The sequence below is a fragment of the Psychrobacter sp. DD43 genome, assembly GCF_904846555.1.
GTDB lineage: Bacteria > Pseudomonadota > Gammaproteobacteria > Pseudomonadales > Moraxellaceae > Psychrobacter > Psychrobacter cryohalolentis.
In genome coordinates, this window is the sequence record NZ_CAJHBE010000015.1 from 1 (window position 1) to 18,862 (window position 18,862).

The 18,862-nt window shown below is 41.7% G+C and carries 15 protein-coding genes; 7 read left to right on the forward strand and 8 right to left on the reverse strand.

Going from position 1 to position 18,862, the window contains the following annotated elements; translation table 11 throughout:
• Positions 1–44: 44 nt before the first annotated feature.
• Both JMX89_RS08870 and JMX89_RS08875 read right to left on the reverse strand, forming a co-directional pair.
• Positions 45–2,306, reverse strand: coding sequence for a tetratricopeptide repeat protein (locus tag JMX89_RS08870; protein ID WP_201531925.1), 2,262 nt, complete (start codon positions 2,304–2,306; stop codon positions 45–47).
• A gap of 273 nt (positions 2,307–2,579) precedes the next feature.
• Positions 2,580–5,537 carry a valine--tRNA ligase gene (locus tag JMX89_RS08875; RefSeq protein WP_201531926.1) on the reverse strand — a complete coding sequence of 986 codons (2,958 nt, stop codon included), beginning with the start codon at positions 5,535–5,537 and terminating at the stop codon, positions 2,580–2,582.
• Between the two features lie 329 nt (positions 5,538–5,866).
• Here JMX89_RS08875 and JMX89_RS08880 point away from each other — a divergent pair, with 329 nt between their 5' ends.
• The gene (locus tag JMX89_RS08880; protein ID WP_201551420.1) at positions 5,867–6,949 is read left to right on the forward strand and encodes a formate/nitrite transporter family protein; all 1,083 of its coding nucleotides are present in this window, start codon (positions 5,867–5,869) and stop codon (positions 6,947–6,949) included.
• 289 nt (positions 6,950–7,238) lie between these two features.
• Here JMX89_RS08880 and JMX89_RS08885 read toward each other — a convergent pair whose 3' ends face one another.
• From JMX89_RS08885 to JMX89_RS08910, 6 genes are all read right to left on the reverse strand, one after another.
• The gene (locus JMX89_RS08885) at positions 7,239–8,162 is read right to left on the reverse strand and encodes a bile acid:sodium symporter family protein (protein ID WP_201551422.1); all 924 of its coding nucleotides are present in this window, start codon (positions 8,160–8,162) and stop codon (positions 7,239–7,241) included.
• Between the two features lie 404 nt (positions 8,163–8,566).
• A complete protein-coding gene (locus tag JMX89_RS08890) occupies positions 8,567–9,103 on the reverse strand; it encodes a YbjQ family protein (protein WP_201551424.1) in 537 nt (178 codons plus the stop codon).
• Positions 9,104–9,154: 51 nt separating this feature from the next.
• Positions 9,155–9,631, reverse strand: a complete 477-nt coding sequence (locus JMX89_RS08895) for a YbjQ family protein (protein ID WP_201551426.1) — start codon at positions 9,629–9,631, stop codon at positions 9,155–9,157.
• A 155-nt stretch (positions 9,632–9,786) separates the two neighbouring features.
• Positions 9,787–10,344: a UPF0149 family protein gene (locus JMX89_RS08900; RefSeq protein WP_020444290.1), complete on the reverse strand. Its 558-nt coding sequence runs from the start codon at positions 10,342–10,344 to the stop codon at positions 9,787–9,789.
• Positions 10,345–10,681: 337 nt separating this feature from the next.
• Positions 10,682–10,918, reverse strand: a complete 237-nt coding sequence (locus JMX89_RS08905; protein ID WP_011281113.1) for a PA3496 family putative envelope integrity protein — start codon at positions 10,916–10,918, stop codon at positions 10,682–10,684.
• Positions 10,919–11,111: 193 nt separating this feature from the next.
• Positions 11,112–12,626 carry a hypothetical protein gene (locus tag JMX89_RS08910; RefSeq protein WP_201531930.1) on the reverse strand — a complete coding sequence of 505 codons (1,515 nt, stop codon included), beginning with the start codon at positions 12,624–12,626 and terminating at the stop codon, positions 11,112–11,114.
• 451 nt (positions 12,627–13,077) lie between these two features.
• Here JMX89_RS08910 and serB point away from each other — a divergent pair, with 451 nt between their 5' ends.
• The 6 genes from serB to hemJ all read left to right on the forward strand — a co-directional run bounded on the left by serB (position 13,078) and on the right by hemJ (position 18,782).
• The gene (serB, locus tag JMX89_RS08915; RefSeq protein WP_201531931.1) at positions 13,078–14,280 is read left to right on the forward strand and encodes a phosphoserine phosphatase SerB; all 1,203 of its coding nucleotides are present in this window, start codon (positions 13,078–13,080) and stop codon (positions 14,278–14,280) included.
• 204 nt (positions 14,281–14,484) lie between these two features.
• Positions 14,485–15,495 (forward strand): DUF368 domain-containing protein, encoded by a 1,011-nt coding sequence (locus JMX89_RS08920; RefSeq protein WP_201531932.1) that lies wholly within the window; start codon positions 14,485–14,487, stop codon positions 15,493–15,495.
• 372 nt (positions 15,496–15,867) lie between these two features.
• Positions 15,868–16,257, forward strand: coding sequence for an AciT family ciprofloxacin tolerance protein (gene aciT / locus JMX89_RS08925; RefSeq protein WP_201531933.1), 390 nt, complete (start codon positions 15,868–15,870; stop codon positions 16,255–16,257).
• A 170-nt stretch (positions 16,258–16,427) separates the two neighbouring features.
• Positions 16,428–16,934, forward strand: a complete 507-nt coding sequence (locus JMX89_RS08930) for a hypothetical protein (RefSeq protein ID WP_011514462.1) — start codon at positions 16,428–16,430, stop codon at positions 16,932–16,934.
• A gap of 209 nt (positions 16,935–17,143) precedes the next feature.
• Positions 17,144–18,271 (forward strand): biotin synthase BioB, encoded by a 1,128-nt coding sequence (gene bioB / locus JMX89_RS08935; protein WP_201531934.1) that lies wholly within the window; start codon positions 17,144–17,146, stop codon positions 18,269–18,271.
• A 76-nt stretch (positions 18,272–18,347) separates the two neighbouring features.
• Positions 18,348–18,782, forward strand: a complete 435-nt coding sequence (gene hemJ / locus JMX89_RS08940) for a protoporphyrinogen oxidase HemJ (RefSeq protein WP_011514464.1) — start codon at positions 18,348–18,350, stop codon at positions 18,780–18,782.
• Positions 18,783–18,862 lie beyond the last annotated feature (80 nt).

Consider the following 18,862-nt stretch of genomic DNA (forward strand, 5'->3'; position numbering starts at 1 on the left):
GAGTAAGTCATAATGATTAAGTATATCTATTGAGATGTTTTATCCTATAACACTTTTATATTTAATACGCTATATTTACATTTTTTCAACTTTTTTCTAATATATCTATCTTTAAAATTAGTAGGTATAGCATTAAAAACATCAGCCATCTTTTCTAAATAACTTAAAGATTCTTTATAATTACTTCTTTGGAAGAGTGCGTCAGCTCTCCTGTAATTGAGTTGTACTTTCGAATCGTAATAGGTTTTATGTATAAAATCATCAGCTTGACTAATACTATCTTCTAAAAGGTTTAAAATCTTTTGTGCCTTTTCAAAATCATTTTGGAATAGATATCCACGTGCTAGTGTTACAGAAACTAAATGAGATTTTGGATCAAGCTCATATGCTTTTTCAAAATTATCAACAGCTTCATTAATGTTTTCTTCAGATACTTGTAAAAACTTACCAAACCAGTAATGAAGTTGTGGAGTTTCTGGTGATAGTAGTATAGCTAATTCATATTGTTCTCTAGCGTCTGAAGTATTACCTATTTTTTGAAATAAGTATGCTTTAAATCTTGCGACCTCAAAATAATCAGGTGCTAATCTATGTGCTTCATCAAGGCGGTTTATTGCCTCATCATATACAGAATTATTAATGAGCCCATATATCGTTTGAAGCTCTTTAACTATAACTCTATCTGACTTTTCTCTAAATTGAATATTGAAAGGAGCATATTTATCAGAAGTATTTTGATTCATCTGTCTTTCAAAAAGGGAGTTTAACTTATTCCTCTTGTCTCTGATTTTCTTCTGAAAGGTATTAGATGGTTTGTGATGTTTACTAAGATATGAACGTGCTAACTCAGAAAGTTGATACATTGTTTTTACACTTGAGTTCTTAGCATCAGATCTTTGCGATAACATATTTGTTGACATTAATTCTAGAATAGCCTCTTGGACTCGGATGGAATCAAAATCATTTAAATATGCCAATTCTGGCAACCCCATATGACCACTTGCACATTGCATTGAAGTAGTTATTTGTTGAGCATCCTTAGACAGATATTGATAAACGTTTGACATACAAAAATCTAGAAAACTTCCTGAGTTTTGCAATACTGTCTCGATACTCATACCAGTATTTACAGAGCTTACGAACCATTTGATATAACTAGGGTTCCTATGCATCCTATTTACGTAATCTCGTAATTTCTTTTCAGGTAAGGTACTAATAGCATTTACACTACGAATTTTTGCAACCATTCTCAACAATTGAGAAGCATACTTTTCTTCAATCCCTTGAAGCTTTATAGGGTATTCATATGCACCTAAACCAATTCTTGAAGTAATTATAATCTTACTTCCTGGAGGTAAAGAACCAACGAAACGCTTGATATTTTCATCCATAATAGTTTCAAGATTATCAATAAATAAAGCTATCTTAAACGTAGCTAAATACTCAATAACTTCATCAAAAGTATAAGCATAATCTTTTGAATTATCTCCCATAACTTGTGCACCAATTTCTTGTATAACACCTAAGGAAGTATTAATTGCTCCTTTTATTTCCCTAATTTCATGTAATGTTATTTGAGTAGTTTTAGATGTTACCCAAACTACGGCATCAAACGACTTTTTATCTTCTATTAATTCATATGCTACCTTCAAAGCTAAGGCAGATTTACCTACACCACCTTCACCCACAATAGAGATTACCGGGAAACTTCCATAGCATAACTTTTTAATCTGCTCGATTTCCTGATCGCGACCTATTAGTCCAGTTTCATCAAAATCTGGCATAGGTAAATTGTGGTTAATTACGTTATCATCATCTAAATTAGTTATGTTCAATGACAGCACAAAGCTTGGATTTCTTTTAATCTTATTTAACGTATCACTGATGCTTTGCCATGAGATATTCGTATCAAAATCTATTAAACTTTCACAGAAGTTCGTAACATTTGGCAAGTCATCAAAATTCAGAGGACGTATATGCATCACTCTGTTTCTAACAGAAACGAGTGTTTCAAGTTCTCTAGTAAAATGCTTAATAGTTTTTATAACATTATCAGGGAATATTTCCTTATTCGAGTTTATAGTTTGAAAAGTATCACCCAAATCGAAGTAATCGATTAACTCTCTCAACTCTATATCTTCGAAAATACCTCCAATATCCTTTTCAATCCTTATTTTTGCTCTTTCTCGTAATTCTTTATTAATGCTGCTTTCGTCAATAATATATTCTTTAACCAGACCTCTTAAATCCTCTTCGAGAGAAGATATCAATGCATATGCAGTCATTCTAGTTATATTAAATGCCATTTTATGTATCCTTTTTTGTTGCTTCAATACTGTAAAATATAAAGAAGATGCTTATAGCCTATTGATACTAGCGTATCAATTTAATTTTGAGCTGGTTATAGATATATAGCTATTGAATACTAAGTTAAACTAAAAAATCTGATAATAATAGCACACAAATATTCAGTTAAATGGTAATACTAATGATGCACTAGAGAACTAATCAGTAGACAATAAAAAACGCCATCACAAGTGTGACAGCGCTTTTTATTACTACAGATATTTACGTTTTATTTACAACGCTTTTAACTGCTCCATCTGCGCCGTCATCGCCGTCAACTGCCCTTCTAGCTCAGCCAGTTTCGCTTTTTCAGCATCGACTACTTCCGCAGGTGCTTTACTCACAAAGCCTTCATTACCAAGCTTACGCGCGATGCCTTCGGCTTGACCTTTCAACTTATCATATGACTTACCTAAACGTGCTAGCTCAGCCGTTGGATCAATCAGACCTTTCATCGGTACGAGTACACGTAACTGACCGACCATACTTGATGACGATAGTGGCACTTCACCACCTTCTTTGACGATCTCTAGGCTCTCAACTTTGGCAAGCGCTTTGAACTGGTTTTTGATACGTGATAGACGCGCATCTTCATCGCTAGAGATATTTTGTAGTAGCACTGGCAGACGTACGGCATTGCCCAGTTTCATCTCACCACGGATGTTACGGACGCTAGCGATTAGCTCCTGTAGCCACGCCATATCCGCCTCAACCTGCTCACTGATTTGTGCCTTATCCGTTTTTGGATAGTCAGCGACCACGATGCTATCGGTGTTTTTACGACCTAATAGTGGCGCAACCGTCTGCCAGATTTGCTCGGTCAGATACGGCATGATTGGATGGCTAAAGCGTAGCGCCGTCTCTAGCACATGCAGCAGTACATAGCGGATTTGCGCTTTGCGCTCGTCAGACACCGAGTCATCATTCAGACTGGCTTTGGCAAGCTCAACGTACCAATCACAGTACTCATTCCAGATGAACTCATAGATATCTTGGCTGACCATATCGAGACGATACTGGGCGAAATGCTGATGGATATCGGCAACGGTAGAGTTCAGACGACTCATGATCCATTTTTCTGGCAATTCCCAAACGTCAGGGTTTGCCGCTTGGTCGATAGGCTTGGCAGTACCTTCGCTATCGACACAGTTCATGAGTACAAAACGGCTGGCGTTCCAAATTTTATTACAGAAGTTGCGATAGCCCTCGACACGCTTTAGATCAAAGTTGATATCGCGACCGGTACTGGCCAATGAGGTAAAGGTAAAGCGCAATGCATCCGTACCAAAGGCTGGGATGCCTTCAGGAAACTCTTTACGCGTTTGCTTTTCGATTTTGGCCGCGTCTTTTGGATTCATCATATTGCTGGTGCGTTTTTCTACCAGTGCTTCTAGATCAATACCGTCGATTAGGTCAATCGGATCTAAGACGTTACCTTTAGATTTTGACATTTTTTGACCATTGCCATCACGTACCAGACCATGCACATAGACAGTCTTAAATGGTACTTGCGGCGTGCCATCTTCGTTTTTCACGAAATGCATGGTCATCATGATCATGCGAGCAACCCAAAAGAAGATAATATCAAAACCTGTCACCAACACGCTGGTTGGGTGGAAGGTGTCCATCACGCGTGGATCAGCGTTGACGTCTGCCCAGTCAAGCGTACTGAACGTCCATAGACCAGAGCTGAACCACGTATCGAGCACGTCATTATCTTGGCGCAATACGATATCATCGCTTAGATTGTACTTGCTACGCACTTCCGCTTCGTCACGGGCGACATAGATTTCACCCGTCGCATCGTCATACCATGCAGGGATACGATGTCCCCACCATAGCTGACGGCTGATACACCAGTCCTGCAAGTCGGTCATCCACGACATATACATGTTTTTATATTGTGCAGGAACGAATTCAATACGACCATCTTCTACGGCATCAATCGCAGGCTTGGCAAGCTTACTTACTGCTACATACCATTGATCGGTCAACCACGGCTCAACGATCGTACCGCCACGCTCAGCACGCGGGGCTTTGAGCGCGTAGTCTTCGATATCTTCTAGCCAGCCTTGCTCGCCCGCTTGCTCGACAAGGAATTTACGCGCAGCAAAACGCTCAAGCCCTGCATACTCACTTGGCGTGGTCTCTAATGTTGGCTCACGTGTTTGCAGATCAGGATAAACTTCCATCGCTGGCAAAATTTTAGCGCGCTCATCAAGGATATTAATCAATGGCAAGTTATGACGACGACCAAGTTCATAGTCATTAAAGTCATGGGCTGGGGTGATTTTTACGCAGCCGGTACCAAATTCGATGTCAACATAATCATCGGCAACAATAGGCACAATGCGACCAGTGATTGGCAAGGTAATGGTTTTGCCAATCAAATGCGCGTAACGCACATCCTTTGGATTAACCGCAACGGCGGTGTCACCCAGTAAGGTTTCAGGGCGCGTGGTGGCGACGACCAGATAGTTTTTACCCTCTTGGGTTTGCAACTCTTTATCAGTGAAATGATAGCGGAAATGCCATAAACTGCCTTTTTCATCGACGTTTTCTACTTCTAAATCAGATAATGCGGTTTGGAACTTAGGATCCCAGTTGACCAAGCGTTTACCACGATAAATCAAACCATCGTCAAACAGACGCACGAACACTTCTTTAACCGCATTCGATAAGCCATCATCCATGGTAAAGCGTTCACGCGACCAATCGACCGAGCTGCCAAGCCGACGAATCTGACGGGTGATATTGTCGCCCGACTCTTCTTTCCATTCCCACACTTTATCGATAAAGTCTTCACGCGTCATATCACGGCGCTTAATACCTTGCGCCTCCAAACGACGCTCAACCACCATTTGGGTGGCAATACCTGCATGATCCGTACCCGGTTGCCACAACGTATTGTCACCATCCATACGGTGATAACGGGTCAGCGCATCCATAATGGCATTATTAAAGCCATGACCCATATGCAGTGAACCGGTGACGTTCGGTGGCGGCAAGGCGATAGAGAACGACTCATCTTTATCAAAGCTTGGCTTAAAATAACCACTGTCTTCCCAGCCTTGATACATGCCTGCTTCGACATCGCTTGGATTGTAGGCGTTCTCTAATTGACTTAAGGCGGCTTGAATAGATTCGGTCAGGTTGCTCTTGGTATTTTCAGGGGTATTAGGAGTACTCATAATAGAATGGTCTTTTATTAAAAATGAATGTGGTCAAATAAATACGTTAAAAATTAGGAAAATAATGAATAGAGTGATTTTAACGCAGATAGCCAGATTTTGTTAGATGCTAAGGCAATTTATCAGCCTTACAGCGCGTCATTACGCCCCTAACGCCAGCAAATAGCAGAAAATACCAATAAACAACCGCAATCGGCTGAACTTCCCACAAAATAAATCCCAGTCGTGTTATAAAATACAGGTGATGCGAGAACTTATATAGTTATCGTATAGCATAATAAATGGCGTTTTTATCCTAAAATGATAGCCTGATAAATAGCGAGCCAACTGTGTCCCAAGATACTGAGCACAACAATAACAATAGCAGCCACTCTAAAGCTGACAAGATAGATGATAAGCGCTTGATTGATGAGAGCGCTAATCATCCATCTAGTAATAATAAAGATATTAGCGATGCGGATACGCCAGACGACACTAATGCAAAAGAAAAATTGGAATACGAAGACTTCTCTGAGGATATTAGCAAAGAAGACCAAGAAACCATCAAAAAAGTCGCTAATGATGACAATTTAAGTCAAGCAAAAAGCTATGCCAGTATCTTAGTTGAGCAAGTGATGGATGCCAGAGAAACTTTTGAGCGCTCACTTGGCTCACTATTTACCAGTGCTTTTACCGCTGGCCTTGAGATTGGCATCAGCTTTTTTATGATTTTAGCGGCTTTTGCGCTTTTGAGTGGCGTGCTACCGAGCCATTATGCTGTTGTACTCGCCTCCCTACTTTACCCGATTGGTTTTATCATCGTCGTCATCGGTCAGTCGCTATTATTTACCGAACAAACCTCACTCTTAAGCCTACCTGTGCTCAATAAAATCGAACCTCTCAATAAGCTGCTACGCCTGTGGGCCATTGTCATCGCTGGCAACGTCGTTGGCGGCTGTTTATTTGCGGCATTAATGATAGGTTTAGGTTTAAATATGCAGCTATTTAGCGTCAGCGACATTGATATTTACGCCGAGCATATCTTAGGGTTTAGATGGTGGGTAATATTTGGCAGTGCCATCTTGGCAGGCTGGATGATGGGCGTCACCGCGTGGCTTGTGACCTCAGCGCGCGATACCCTTAGCCGCATCGTCTTGGTGACGCTTATTACTGGCAGTATCGGCTTTTTGGGTTTGCATCATAGTATCGTGGGTAATATCGAAATCTTTTCAGCCTTGCTCTATGGCAATACCGTCAGCTTGGGGCGTTATTTGCTATTTTTAGCCGTGGTGTTGGTCGGCAATACCGTCGGCGGCGTGGTATTTGTCGCGATACTTAAAAACCGTACCTTCCTATTTGAATTGGCCAAAGTAAAGGAAGAAACAGCTAAGGATAAGTTAGAAGCAAAAAACAATATCCGTGGACCTTACTAGAGATAATTAGTACGGTATTTTTAAATCTAACGCTAAAACTCCATAACCGACGTTAACTATAATAATCCCATTTAAAAATAGTATAGGGCTGCTGGGATAAATTTGACGCAGCCTCGAGAGTGCAAAGCACACAGCAAGCAAGCAAAATTTACCACAGTAGCCCTTTATAACCTTTGTACTTATTTTATTTAGCACTGACTATATCGAAAGCGGTTATGCAGCTTTATAACTAAAAAATGATAATCGAGCAATTTTGAATGCTTAATTATGATAAACCACACATTTCCACTTACAGCATACGCGCTGCCAACACACTACTTTCTATCTCAGACTTTCTCAGCTTATTGTGCCGAGCGCTAAATATACGCACCAAAATGCCTGCCGTTAGGAACATTACCAAGGTATAAATGGCGGGCATCATCGACATGTCATAGTTAGATAATAGCGTTAATGCCATAAATATCGACAAGGTACTGTTTTGTAGACCGACCTCTAGCGTCACCGAAGTTCTTTGCGCTAAGTTAAGACCGAACCATTTGCTACTATAATAACCGAGCGCCATGGTCGAGAGGTTCAACAATACCGATACAGGGCCAGTAGCGATAAAGGCATCGACAATGATATCGCGTTGCACATAGCCCAAAAACAGCACTAAAAACGTTAAAAATATCACCCCAAATCGAGACACATAGACTTGTGAGCGATCGGCGACTTTTGGTGCGTAGCGTTTAATCAGCATCCCAATGCTAATAGGTACAATCGTCAGTACCACTAAGGTAAGCACGGTTTTTACTACCGGCAATTCAAACTCACTACCGCTGCCCATAAAATAAATCAATGAAAAACTCAGTACAATGGGAATGGTAAATACCGTAATAACGCTGGCAATCGCTGTCATCGTCACCGACAGCGCCACATCGCCTTTAGCCAAATAGGTAAATAAGTTTGAGGTAGTGCCGCCCGGACACAGAACGAGGAGCATAACTCCGACGGCGTATTCTGGGCGTAATGGCATGATATTAGCTAGGGCAAAGCCAATAATTGGCAACAGTATCAGCTGATTGGTCAAGCCAATACCAACGGCTTTTGGGTATTTTAATACTCGTTTAAAATCATTGGTAATAAGGGTCAAACCCATACCCATCATGATTAAAAACAAGCAAATAGGAATAACAACGCTATTTACTAAGGTGACTAGAGCCAGACTTTCCATAACTACATCCCTGTAGATAAGACCTATTGCTAGGTCAATTTATAATGATTCAATGATGCCTGATTAGCAATCCTTGCTAATACGCTTTTCACTACCTGCTAATGCTTATAGATAACGGACATCACCCGTTTTAAACCATTCTTTTATAGCATATCTCATAGCATGCTATTGCTAACTATCAACAATAATTAAGAATTAATAAGGGGAGTATATAGGGCAAAAGCTAGGTTTAGCTGTTTTATTCAACAACTCGCCAGTCAAATGCAGAATATAGAGATTGAGTAGGAATAAAAGGGATTGTAATGAGATTAAATGAGAGTGTTTAACGTGAGCTTTTGGATAATTTGGATTTTAATAATTGGCGTTAAATACTTTTAGTTAAATAGCTATGACGTTACAAGAAGTTATATTTTGGAAGTATTGATTGAGATTTTGGCAGGAGTATTGCTTAAAGCGTTATTGGGCGCTTTAGTAGAATTTTCAGTACTAAGCACTGCCGTACCGTAAGCGATCGCTTCGACCATACTACCCAATTGATTGATATTACTGACTTCAAGACGCAAACCATAAATATGATTGTAGCCTTTTGCCTGTGCTTGGGTGCGCATACGTACTAGAGCTTCACGGCGGGCACGATCAAGCAAGGTCTCATAGGTGGTGAGATTTTTACCAAAGAAACTCAGCACTTTGGCAATTACCATTTTAAAATAATCTTGCGCAATAACGACGCTACCAAGCACCAACTCACCCTCAGACTGCGACACTAGTTTTGATACATAAAAACGCTCACTTGAGACAATAATATGGCTCAACTCAGCTTCGGCAATAGTCAATCTTGCCAAATGCTGACGCTCATGACGCGCACCAAAAAACCAGCCAACTATAAATAAGACCAGCAGCGGCGCATAGTTCATCAACATTTGGCTGAACGATTGATTCATGGAACGTCTCTTATCATCAAAAAGGCTACCTGTCAGTGCTTGAGCGTAGTCTTATTCACCAAAAGGATTAAAGCGCGGTAAATCATCAGGTGACTTTACTGTTGAAGGCTGAGCAACTGACGCCACAGGCTCTTCATATTGAGAATGATGACTTGATGACTGATTCGGCGGTTGATTCGTTGATTGATGGACAGGCTGTTGTGGCATCCGTACGGCTTTGACCGCTGTACCGTAAACAAATAGCTCAGAGGCACCTTGTGCAATACTAGAGGTCGAGAAACGCAGTCCAACCACTGCATCAGCGCCCAACGCCTCAGCTTTGACGATCATACGATCAATCGCCTCTTGACGCGATTCTTCTAACAGCTCCGTATAGGCAGTAAGCTCACCGCCTACAATATTTTTTAGACCCGCAAATAAATCTTTACCAACATGCTTTGAGCGCACGGTACTGCCGTATACCACATCCAAGCGCTCAGTAATCTGATAGTTGGGCAAGTGCTCAAGATTGGAGAGTTGGACAGTCATAGTACAGCCTTATTGGTAACCTACAGAATTAGTGACTTACAGAATTAGTGACTTACAGAATGATAAAAACGTATCGCCCGTTCAAGATAAAAGCGCGATACTTTAAAACGCATTAAAAAGCATATCGCTGAAATAATTTATATTGAGCAAACTCTTTAGTCGTTAGTATGGAACAACAAAAACAGCTCAGTTAAGTTGCCTTCGATGCTGTTTACCATTTGTACCATTTTATCTTGGTCTTTACGCATCTCAGCAAGCTCAGGGTCTTCATCATCGATACCACTCAGCACAATCATCGGCAAGGTCAAAACGGCCACATCTTCTGCAGTCTCTTCGTTTTCCATCCAATCACTGGCTTCATCACCATACATTGCATCCACAAAGCCAATCGACCAAGCAACGATATCTGAATCATCAGAAAAATCGACCGCCACTTCTTCATTGCCCGCATCTTCACCAAACGGTAGCTCAATAGGCGTCTCGTTTTTTAGCTCAGCGATGATCGACTCGCGCCAGCGCTGAATACCATCAATCACGTTTGCTGGAATCTCGCTCACATTATCTTCAAACAGTGCTTCTAACCAATTAGGCAGTGGACGCCCAATAACCGTCGCAGTCAAAAAACCATGAGTCGCAACACTATCAAGTACAAATGCGCTTTCTTCGTTGTCTAAATAATCGAGTAGTTCATCGAAACTAAGTTGGTTGGTCATGGTGTCGTTGTCCTTGAAAGATGGATTGCGTCATGCGCAATAAATAAGGGTTATATAAAATAACGAGAGGTATAAAGATGACGATTATCTTGAATAAGTCAATCTACCCAAAGATTTTTTAAATCAATCATTGCTAAAGTACAGCTGTGAGAAATAGCTGGTTAAATAGGTGCTGTTCACTATTGATACTATTAAAATCAGAACCTAACCAGCTTAGCACAGCACACTTAGGACAATTAGTTAACGATGGTTAGCTAATAGCCATAATAGTGCAAATCAATACTTAAAAAGTATTCGCAAAATATTTGCGTGATAACCTTATTATAGCGATGACGAATTAAAGTTCGTCATCATCCCAATCATCGCCATCTTCATCAAAATTATCGATATCGTCTAGATCATCCTTTAGCTCTTTAGCCAAACGTTTTTCTTCTAGCAGATTATCAATTAGACGACGCTTCTCAAGGCTACTTAAGCGTGTACGTACACTCGTCTCTGCTTCTTCAACCATCTTTGCATCATCATCATCAACGAAATCATCATCAAAATCGTCATCAATATCAGCATCACTCATGACCAACTCCTATCTTTTTTGGCAAAATTACTGAAAAGTTATCAATATATATATGCCTTATAAAGTCTCTATTAAGCCTTGTCAATGCTTTTTATTACTATGACGCATTTACAAGTCAACAACAAGACACTATTGGTCATTATCGCGCGGGCAATTGTAGACAATTTCTGCAAGTTAAATAGAGTATCTAATCCTACTCTTCTGAGTCATCGATCATCAATACCGCATTACGCACATCGGCCAAACGCTGAATCATCGCATCATTACCACCATCGAATATCGCGCATTCACGCTCATAAACCGTCGTTGGACGCATGACGCTTTGTACTTGTACGTGATGACTGATTTGTTTAAGACCACCATTCGGCAATAAAATCAGCATCTGCTCTTTTTTGCCGACGCTATCTAGCAGATGCGTCATGGCATCGACTTGGGCATTGTCACTCACACCAGCTTTGGCTGGCAGGGCAAATCGTGACAGCTCAATATGCTTATCATGAATAATTTTATTCAGCATCAAGTATAGCTTGGCTAGCATCACGCCTGCCAATGCAACTTTTGCATGGCTATTCTCTGCTTTAAGCATCACATAAGCACCACTTTCATCAAAGTGTGGTTCATTGATTGCGCTTACACCCAACAACAATGGCTGTTTCAGTAACTCAGTCACCGCTTGGTTTAGTAGCTGCGTACAGAGTGCCAAATACGGCAGACGTTGAGACGGTGCCAAGCGCTCAAGCATATTAAACTCATCATGAAAGACAATCTGGACGCTGACACTATCAAATGCTCTGGTAGCAGACAATCGAGAGACATGATTGTTAGCATGCTGGCTACTGTCTTCAGCTTTATAAGCAGTATGATCATTGACATCACTGTCTGTCATATTACTGGCAGCATCCGCAGTTGTACCGTTAGTATTATCATCGAGCATCGAATCTTGATTCTGCTGGGTTCTGACATACTGATTGACAGCACTATGAATATCTAATTTACGCGTATTAGGTTGCTGGCTATACGCTGTACTGGCAGCTGCTTGACCATTAGATTGACCGTCATGGACCAAACGATCACTTTGGCTAGTACCTGTTTCACCACTATCACTATCAGCAGTAGACATTGATTGACGACGTTCTCGCTCACGAGCATAACCACGCTGATCAAGCTGCGTATATTGCTCACGATGCAAGTCTTGAACATCGCGGCTGATGGCGTTGATTTGCTCTCTGGTTGGACGAGCGATATAGCTGTAAATCAGCCACAGCAATAAATGCAGCACCATCGAACCAATCACAAATGGCCATTGCATGGCGATGATTTCACCCTTGCTAATATCCTTTAGAGTCAATGCCACACTACCGATGACCGCATCGCCTTTGGTTGCAATTTGACTAATGGTATCACCCTGCTGCATCGGCGCATTGCCGACAGGCACCAAGATATCGCCATTATTGTCTTTAATCAGGATGCGAGTCACGTCTTGTTCGCTGGTATAGCGATTGGCAATAACGCTTAAGCTGACGCGGTCTTTATTTTCTAAAGACAGGCGCGCTTCGTCAATGAGCTGAGCGACCATTTGCTCGCCTTTTTGCGCACGACTGTTGCTCAGCTGTTGATCGGTACTGATGACCAATAATAGGGTTTGCAAACAAAAACTAACCAGAAGAATGATGGCAAACAACCCTTGCCGCGGCGCTAAATAGGTCATGATATGGGAAACTTTTTTGGATAAATGGAGTTAAAAAACGAGGCTATTGCTCATTCGCTCATTTTTGCAAGAGTATGCAGCTATATTTGTTCAATTCAATACCGCATTGTCTAAATAATCTTTTTTTATAAGACTGATTATTAAACGCTGCTATCGTACAGTAGTTATGTTGTGCAATTATGTGTGGCGCAAGCATTTAAGCAGTATTTACGACTCGCTTACCCACTCATTGACATCTACTATATCACCATAGTAAGGGTTATGGCGTTAGCGAGTATCATAATTTTTTTGTAATGAGTCATTTCAATTTTACGGAGATTTTTTTGCAACAGTCGCCGTTTTATTTGCTGTTTTATTCGCTACTGATACTTTGCGTCTCATCTATAGTAGCTGCTTACTAAAGCTGTTATTATTCCTAATCTTATATCAGCATACAAGGGACAATTGAGCGATGCCAAACAATACCTCTTACTCGTTACCAAAAGACAGCAAAGCATGGCAACAGGCGGTTGATTCCGTGGCCTCGTTACTACCAGAGGGTACCAATTTACAGGATTTTGATGCACTACAATCCTTGCCTATTTTTGCTTTGATTGTGGTATTGCCGACGCATGTATCTTCACTTGATATCCACCAGTATGTACAATCATGGGTTGATGAGCAGCCAAATTGGCATTTGGTCACGGTTGCAGAAGATGCTGATGCCAATTTTGTAGATGTTGAAATTGCTGATGTAGACACGGCGCAACCTTTTGCCAAACGCTCATTTATCGATGTGCAAGTGTTCCGTTATCTATTGGTGCCAGTGACTGATACCCTGATGCATCCTGCCAAAAAAACTGCCGCCGCACATATCATTGATGACCAATTGACCACGCGTTTGCGTCGCGACTTGACTGAAGCTTATAACAACGCTCAAAACGCCGTCGTAAGCGATCACTTAGATGTTGTAGATTGTCATATCTTATCGGTCGGTCATATGCTGCGCACTCATAAGCTTGCCTGCTTTGATATGGACTCTACGTTGATTGAACAAGAAGTCATCGTTGAGCTGGCAAAAACGGCAGGTATTGGCGAGCAAGTAGAAGCCATCACTGAAGCCGCCATGCGGGGCGAGATGGATTTTGATGAATCTTTTGCGCAGCGCGTGGCGTTATTGCAAGGTATTCCAACCAGCGTGCTTGATGAAATTTGCAGTCGCTTAACATTATCGACAGGTGCCTTGGCCACCATTAGCGCTCTAAAAGCGTTGGGCTATCATACGGTCCTTGTATCCGGTGGCTTTACGTACTTCGCTCGCTATATCGCCGAGCAATTGGGTATTGATGAAATACACGCCAACTCATTGGATATCGAAGAAGGTGAAGTCACCGGTCATATACAGTTGCCTATCGTTAATGGTGCTAAAAAAGCGGCTATCGTCGCCCATACGGCTGAGCGCCTAGGTATTACGATGTCTCAAGTGGTTTGTGTCGGTGACGGCGCCAATGACTTACCGATGATGGCACTGGCCGATTTGGGCGTGGCTTTTAATGCCAAACCTATCGTACAAGCGCGCGCCGATGCCGCTGTGAATGTCACAGGGCTTGAAGGGGTACTATATGCGCTAGGCTATCCTGCATTTGTACGCAGCAGTGAACGCAGCAAAGTTTAGCTAATTATAAAAGATATCGAACCAAAAGCTGGGCTTATACATTTTAATTGGTCCAGCTTTTATGGTTTATTCTCTGCTTTACAGTGTTTTTTGGCGCTACTATACTGCCATTCGCGATTGTCATTTCATATTGCCATGTTTATCTTTTTCAATAACTTTTATCTTATCCAGTAACTTTATCTTGTCCAATAAAAAGGATTGTCCATGACGGCATCACAATCACCACGGCCAGATGCCCAGTCATCTTCCACCCAGTTAGATAACCAACCTGCGGCTGACGAAAGCAGCCCGATTTATAACAACAGCCCCAAGGAATTACTGGGTGTCTATGTGCGAGGGTTGGCAATGGGCGCGGCTGACATTGTACCGGGCGTCTCTGGTGGTACGATTGCATTGATTGCAGGTATTTATGAGCGCTTAATTAACGCTTTGAGCAGTGTGGGTCCCAATCTTTGGCAGGTCTTTCGCCAAGAGGGTGGTATCAAAGGTTTAATTGCAGTATGGCGACAAGTCGATGCCACTTTTTTATTGTTCTTATTGATGGGTATTGCCACCAGCCTTGCAACGCTTGCCGGTGTTATTAAGCATTTATTAGACAATCAGCCTTTAATGATTTGGTCATTCTTTTTTGGTTTGGTCATTGCAACTGTTTTTCTGTTATTAAGTGAGATTAAGCGCTGGAATATCGGACGGGCGCTATTGTTCCTGCTTGGAGTAGCCAGCGCCGTTATCATTAGCAGCTTGCCTCTGATGAATACGACGCCAAGTTTGCCGTATTTGTTTGTTGCCGGTGCTATCGCTATTTGCGCGATGATATTACCAGGCATCTCAGGATCTTTTATTTTATTGTTGATGGGTGCTTATGATACGGTGCTCGAAGCGGTTCATACTTTGAACTTTGCTATTATCTTTACATTGGTGGCTGGTATGGCAACGGGATTATTGCTCTTTACCCGTATGCTCAAATGGTTATTGTCCCGTTATTATCAAGCAACTTTAGCGCTACTTATCGGCTTTATCGCAGGCTCGTTGGTCAAAGTCTGGCCTTGGAAAACAGATGCCCTAGGGACATTAAATAGTGAAGCCGTTTATAACGTCATGCCATGGCATTACCCTACTGGCGCAGAGTGGTTAACGACCTTGAGCTTGATGCTATTAGGTGCCATTCTAGTGACTGCCTTATCGCTTTGGGGTCACCGTAGCCCTCGCCCTTAGTGTCTGTCTACTCTTGCTATAGGCGATTCAATTTAAAAAGAATACAGTACGGCTGGGATAAATTTTGCGAAGCCTCTGGAGTGCAAAGCGCACAGCAAGCGAGAGAAATTTATACCAGCATAATGCTATTCTTAACATAACTCTTCTATATTGAACTCACTATATTAAATCTTACCATTAAAAAAAAGCGCCCATATTAAGGCGTTTTTTTGTTGTCTAAAACTGTGAGATTTGCCATTTATTTTGCCAAATACTTTTAAAAAATCAAACGTCAGCTGTTGTCGCAAAGTCGCCTTCAGAGGCTTTAGCTTTCTGCTACAAACTTCCATAATAGCCTTGTTGGAATTCACCTTATGAAGAGCGAGATGAACAATGTTATTAACAATATTTTCTACATTTGGTAGCGAGGCGTTGAGTACAAGTGCCATATTGGGCTATGGTTTATTTTTAATCGCAGTTATTGCTATTGCTGTGTCATCACAGCGCTGGTTGCTTTGGTATTTGTTTGGCGGCATGGGATACTGGTTAGCCGTAGAAATGATTCATAGTTTAATGACACATTGGTTCTTGTGGTCAGAGTGGCACAATTATGTAATTGCTATGGGTATCAGTTGGCTGCCTTTAGGCGCATGGGTCTTGTATCGAGCGTTACGCTATGAGGATGTCAGTCGCAGCATGATACAAGAGCGTGAGCTGCAAGCAGCGCGCTATATAGAGCATACACCCGTCTATGACGACGACTATCAGCCACGCTTTCATTAAGCACTGCCCTATTATATTGCTGTCATCGAATGTTACAAGATACTTAAGGCTCTCTACGTAACTCCTAAAGAATTGACACCTAGCAATCGTTTATAATCTACTTATATATTTGTCACAAAAATTGTTATAAAGTACGCATTATTTGCGTCTCATTTTTTAGGAGTTTGTCTATGTTTACTGTACCGGTTTTGGATATTAAGTCTGATCCATTAGATGTTTTATTAGCTGTGATTGGTTATCGTTTGTCTATGCTAGCTGATAGCGATAATGAAGATGTTAAAAAAATACTTGCAGATCGCAAGGTTATTATTGAGCTTGCTAGCACTGAAGCAGATGTGGCACGTTATTATAGCTTTGATAATGGTGAATTTAGCCAACATAGTGGTCATGCTAAAGAAGCTGACCTGACTATCAATTTCAAAGACTCTATGACAGGCGTTAAGCTTTTAACTAAAGGCAGCCTTCCTGCCTTTATGACTGCCGTACAAGAAGGCAACTTAAGCATCGAAGGCGATTACAGCCTAATGATGTGGTTCAATAAACTTGCTAAGCATATCGTGCCAGCCATTCCAGAAGAATGTAAACCTTATATCCAAAAAGCCAAGCCATATGCTTATAAAGCACAAAAACTTGCCAACCATTGGGTCGGCGTTGCTAAGCACAAGTTGGGTAAATAATCGAATAATCAGAAGCGATAGATAGCTAGCTGTTAGTGATAGCTGAATGACGGCTTCGCTAGTTTCTGATTTTCTAAAAAGGTTGCGCTATACTATAGCGCAACCTTTTTTATTGTAGATCGTACTACTAAAAAATTAAAACAGATGAGCGACATCCGATGTTTATCTTCTATGACCATGCTTAATATCTTTATAAAAGGATTTATATTATGTCAGCACTGCTTAATATCACAGAGCCAAATAACAACACTAATAGCAATAACAACGATTTTTTAGCATCACTACCGACCGATGCCCCACAAGCCACTGCCAGCAAATACAGTCGCGAGCAGATTGCCCAATTGTTCGATTTGCCATTGATGGATTTATTATTACAAGCGCAAACCATACATCGTCAGAACTTTAATGCCAATGAAGTACAAATCAGCACCTTGTTGTCTATCAAGACTGGCAACTGCCCTGAAGATTGTGGCTACTGCTCACAATCCGGTCACCACCGCGATAAAACCAAGCTGGTCGCTGAGAAGCGCATAGAGGTGGACAAGGTGATTGCCGCTGCCAAACGTGCAAAAGCTACTGGCTCATCACGATTTTGCATGGGCGCAGCATGGAAGCACCCTAGTGCCAAAGACATGCCTTATGTGGTCGAGCTGGTCAAAGAAGTCAAAGCCTTAGGGCTTGAGACCTGTATGACTCTAGGTATGCTAGATACTGACCAGGCCGCACAACTGGCAGACGCAGGACTGGATTACTACAATCATAATTTGGATACGTCTAGAAGCTACTATGAGCAAGTAGTCAGTACGCGCAGCTACGATGAGCGTCTAGATACCATTACAAACGTACGCAACTCAGGTATCAACGTCTGTAGCGGCAATATCGTCGGTATGGGTGAGAGCCGTGATGACCGCATTGACTGGGTGCATGAGCTACTAAAAATGCCTAAAGCACCAGAGTCTATTCCAGTCAACTTATTGGTGCCGATTCAGGGCACGCCAATCGGTGATAAGGTCTTGGCAGAAGGTCAATTGTCAGTGCTTGAGTGGATTCGTACCATTGCTGTGACACGTATTTGCTGTCCAAGTAGCTATGTACGTTTATCTGCGGGTCGCGAAAGCTTATCTGACGCTGAGCAAGCATTAGCATTTATGGCAGGTGCCAACTCATTCTTTTATGGTGACAAACTGCTGACCACGGGCAACACCAGTCAATCAGGCGATGATAGGCTCATGCGCGAGCTTGGCTTAACCAAGCAATTTGCCGCTCCTCGTGCACCAAAGCAAGTACCTGTCATGGACGCCATGAGCGGTCATCAATCACAAGTAGTTTTGGCTTAACGCTACCATTATTAGATAATCTGCGCTAAGCTTGCCCGCGTTTATCATTGCTTAAAATAACCAAAGAGACTTCAGCATGGCAGATTATTTTAATTGGATTAAAGCGGCACACATTATATCCGTGGTGTGCTGGTTTGCAGCGATTTTCTACTTGCCGCGCCTATTTGTCTATCATGCAATGAGCGATGACAAGATCAGTCAAGAGCGCTTTACTATCATGGAGCGCAAGCTCTATCGCGGCATCATGACGCCAGCTATGATAGCGACGTGGGCTTTTGGGTTATGGATGGTGTTTTTGGGTTGGGACGTCTATAAAACCCAAGGCTGGCTACACGTAAAGATATTCTTAGTTATTCTATTGTCCGCTTATCATGGTGCCTGTGGTTTTTATCGTAAAAAGCTGGTCGATAACCCGCAATATAAGTCGCATGTATTTTGGCGCTGGTTTAATGAAGTACCCGTATTTGCTTTAGTCATTATTGTGATTCTAGTGGTGGTTAAACCGTTCTAAAATTGGCTGCAATATAGACAATAATTCATAGAAAAAGCGTCCATTACTTGATGAAGTAATGGACGCTTTTTTATAGCTGA

What these genes read in the sequence shown, in the direction of transcription:
- JMX89_RS08905 (WP_011281113.1), bottom strand. Translation starts at nt 10,918, where the DNA reads ATGAGTGATGCTGATATTGATGACGATTTTGATGATGATTTCGTTGAT.
- JMX89_RS08900 (WP_020444290.1), bottom strand. Translation starts at nt 10,344, where the DNA reads ATGACCAACCAACTTAGTTTCGATGAACTACTCGATTATTTAGACAAC.
- JMX89_RS08920 (WP_201531932.1), top strand. Translation starts at nt 14,485, where the DNA reads ATGACGGCATCACAATCACCACGGCCAGATGCCCAGTCATCTTCCACC.
- bioB (WP_201531934.1), top strand. Translation starts at nt 17,144, where the DNA reads ATGTCAGCACTGCTTAATATCACAGAGCCAAATAACAACACTAATAGC.
- serB (WP_201531931.1), top strand. Translation starts at nt 13,078, where the DNA reads ATGCCAAACAATACCTCTTACTCGTTACCAAAAGACAGCAAAGCATGG.
- JMX89_RS08875 (WP_201531926.1), bottom strand. Translation starts at nt 5,537, where the DNA reads ATGAGTACTCCTAATACCCCTGAAAATACCAAGAGCAACCTGACCGAA.
- JMX89_RS08890 (WP_201551424.1), bottom strand. Translation starts at nt 9,103, where the DNA reads ATGAATCAATCGTTCAGCCAAATGTTGATGAACTATGCGCCGCTGCTG.
- JMX89_RS08885 (WP_201551422.1), bottom strand. Translation starts at nt 8,162, where the DNA reads ATGGAAAGTCTGGCTCTAGTCACCTTAGTAAATAGCGTTGTTATTCCT.
- hemJ (WP_011514464.1), top strand. Translation starts at nt 18,348, where the DNA reads ATGGCAGATTATTTTAATTGGATTAAAGCGGCACACATTATATCCGTG.
- JMX89_RS08910 (WP_201531930.1), bottom strand. Translation starts at nt 12,626, where the DNA reads ATGACCTATTTAGCGCCGCGGCAAGGGTTGTTTGCCATCATTCTTCTG.
- JMX89_RS08895 (WP_201551426.1), bottom strand. Translation starts at nt 9,631, where the DNA reads ATGACTGTCCAACTCTCCAATCTTGAGCACTTGCCCAACTATCAGATT.
- JMX89_RS08930 (WP_011514462.1), top strand. Translation starts at nt 16,428, where the DNA reads ATGTTTACTGTACCGGTTTTGGATATTAAGTCTGATCCATTAGATGTT.
- JMX89_RS08870 (WP_201531925.1), bottom strand. Translation starts at nt 2,306, where the DNA reads ATGGCATTTAATATAACTAGAATGACTGCATATGCATTGATATCTTCT.
- aciT (WP_201531933.1), top strand. Translation starts at nt 15,868, where the DNA reads ATGTTATTAACAATATTTTCTACATTTGGTAGCGAGGCGTTGAGTACA.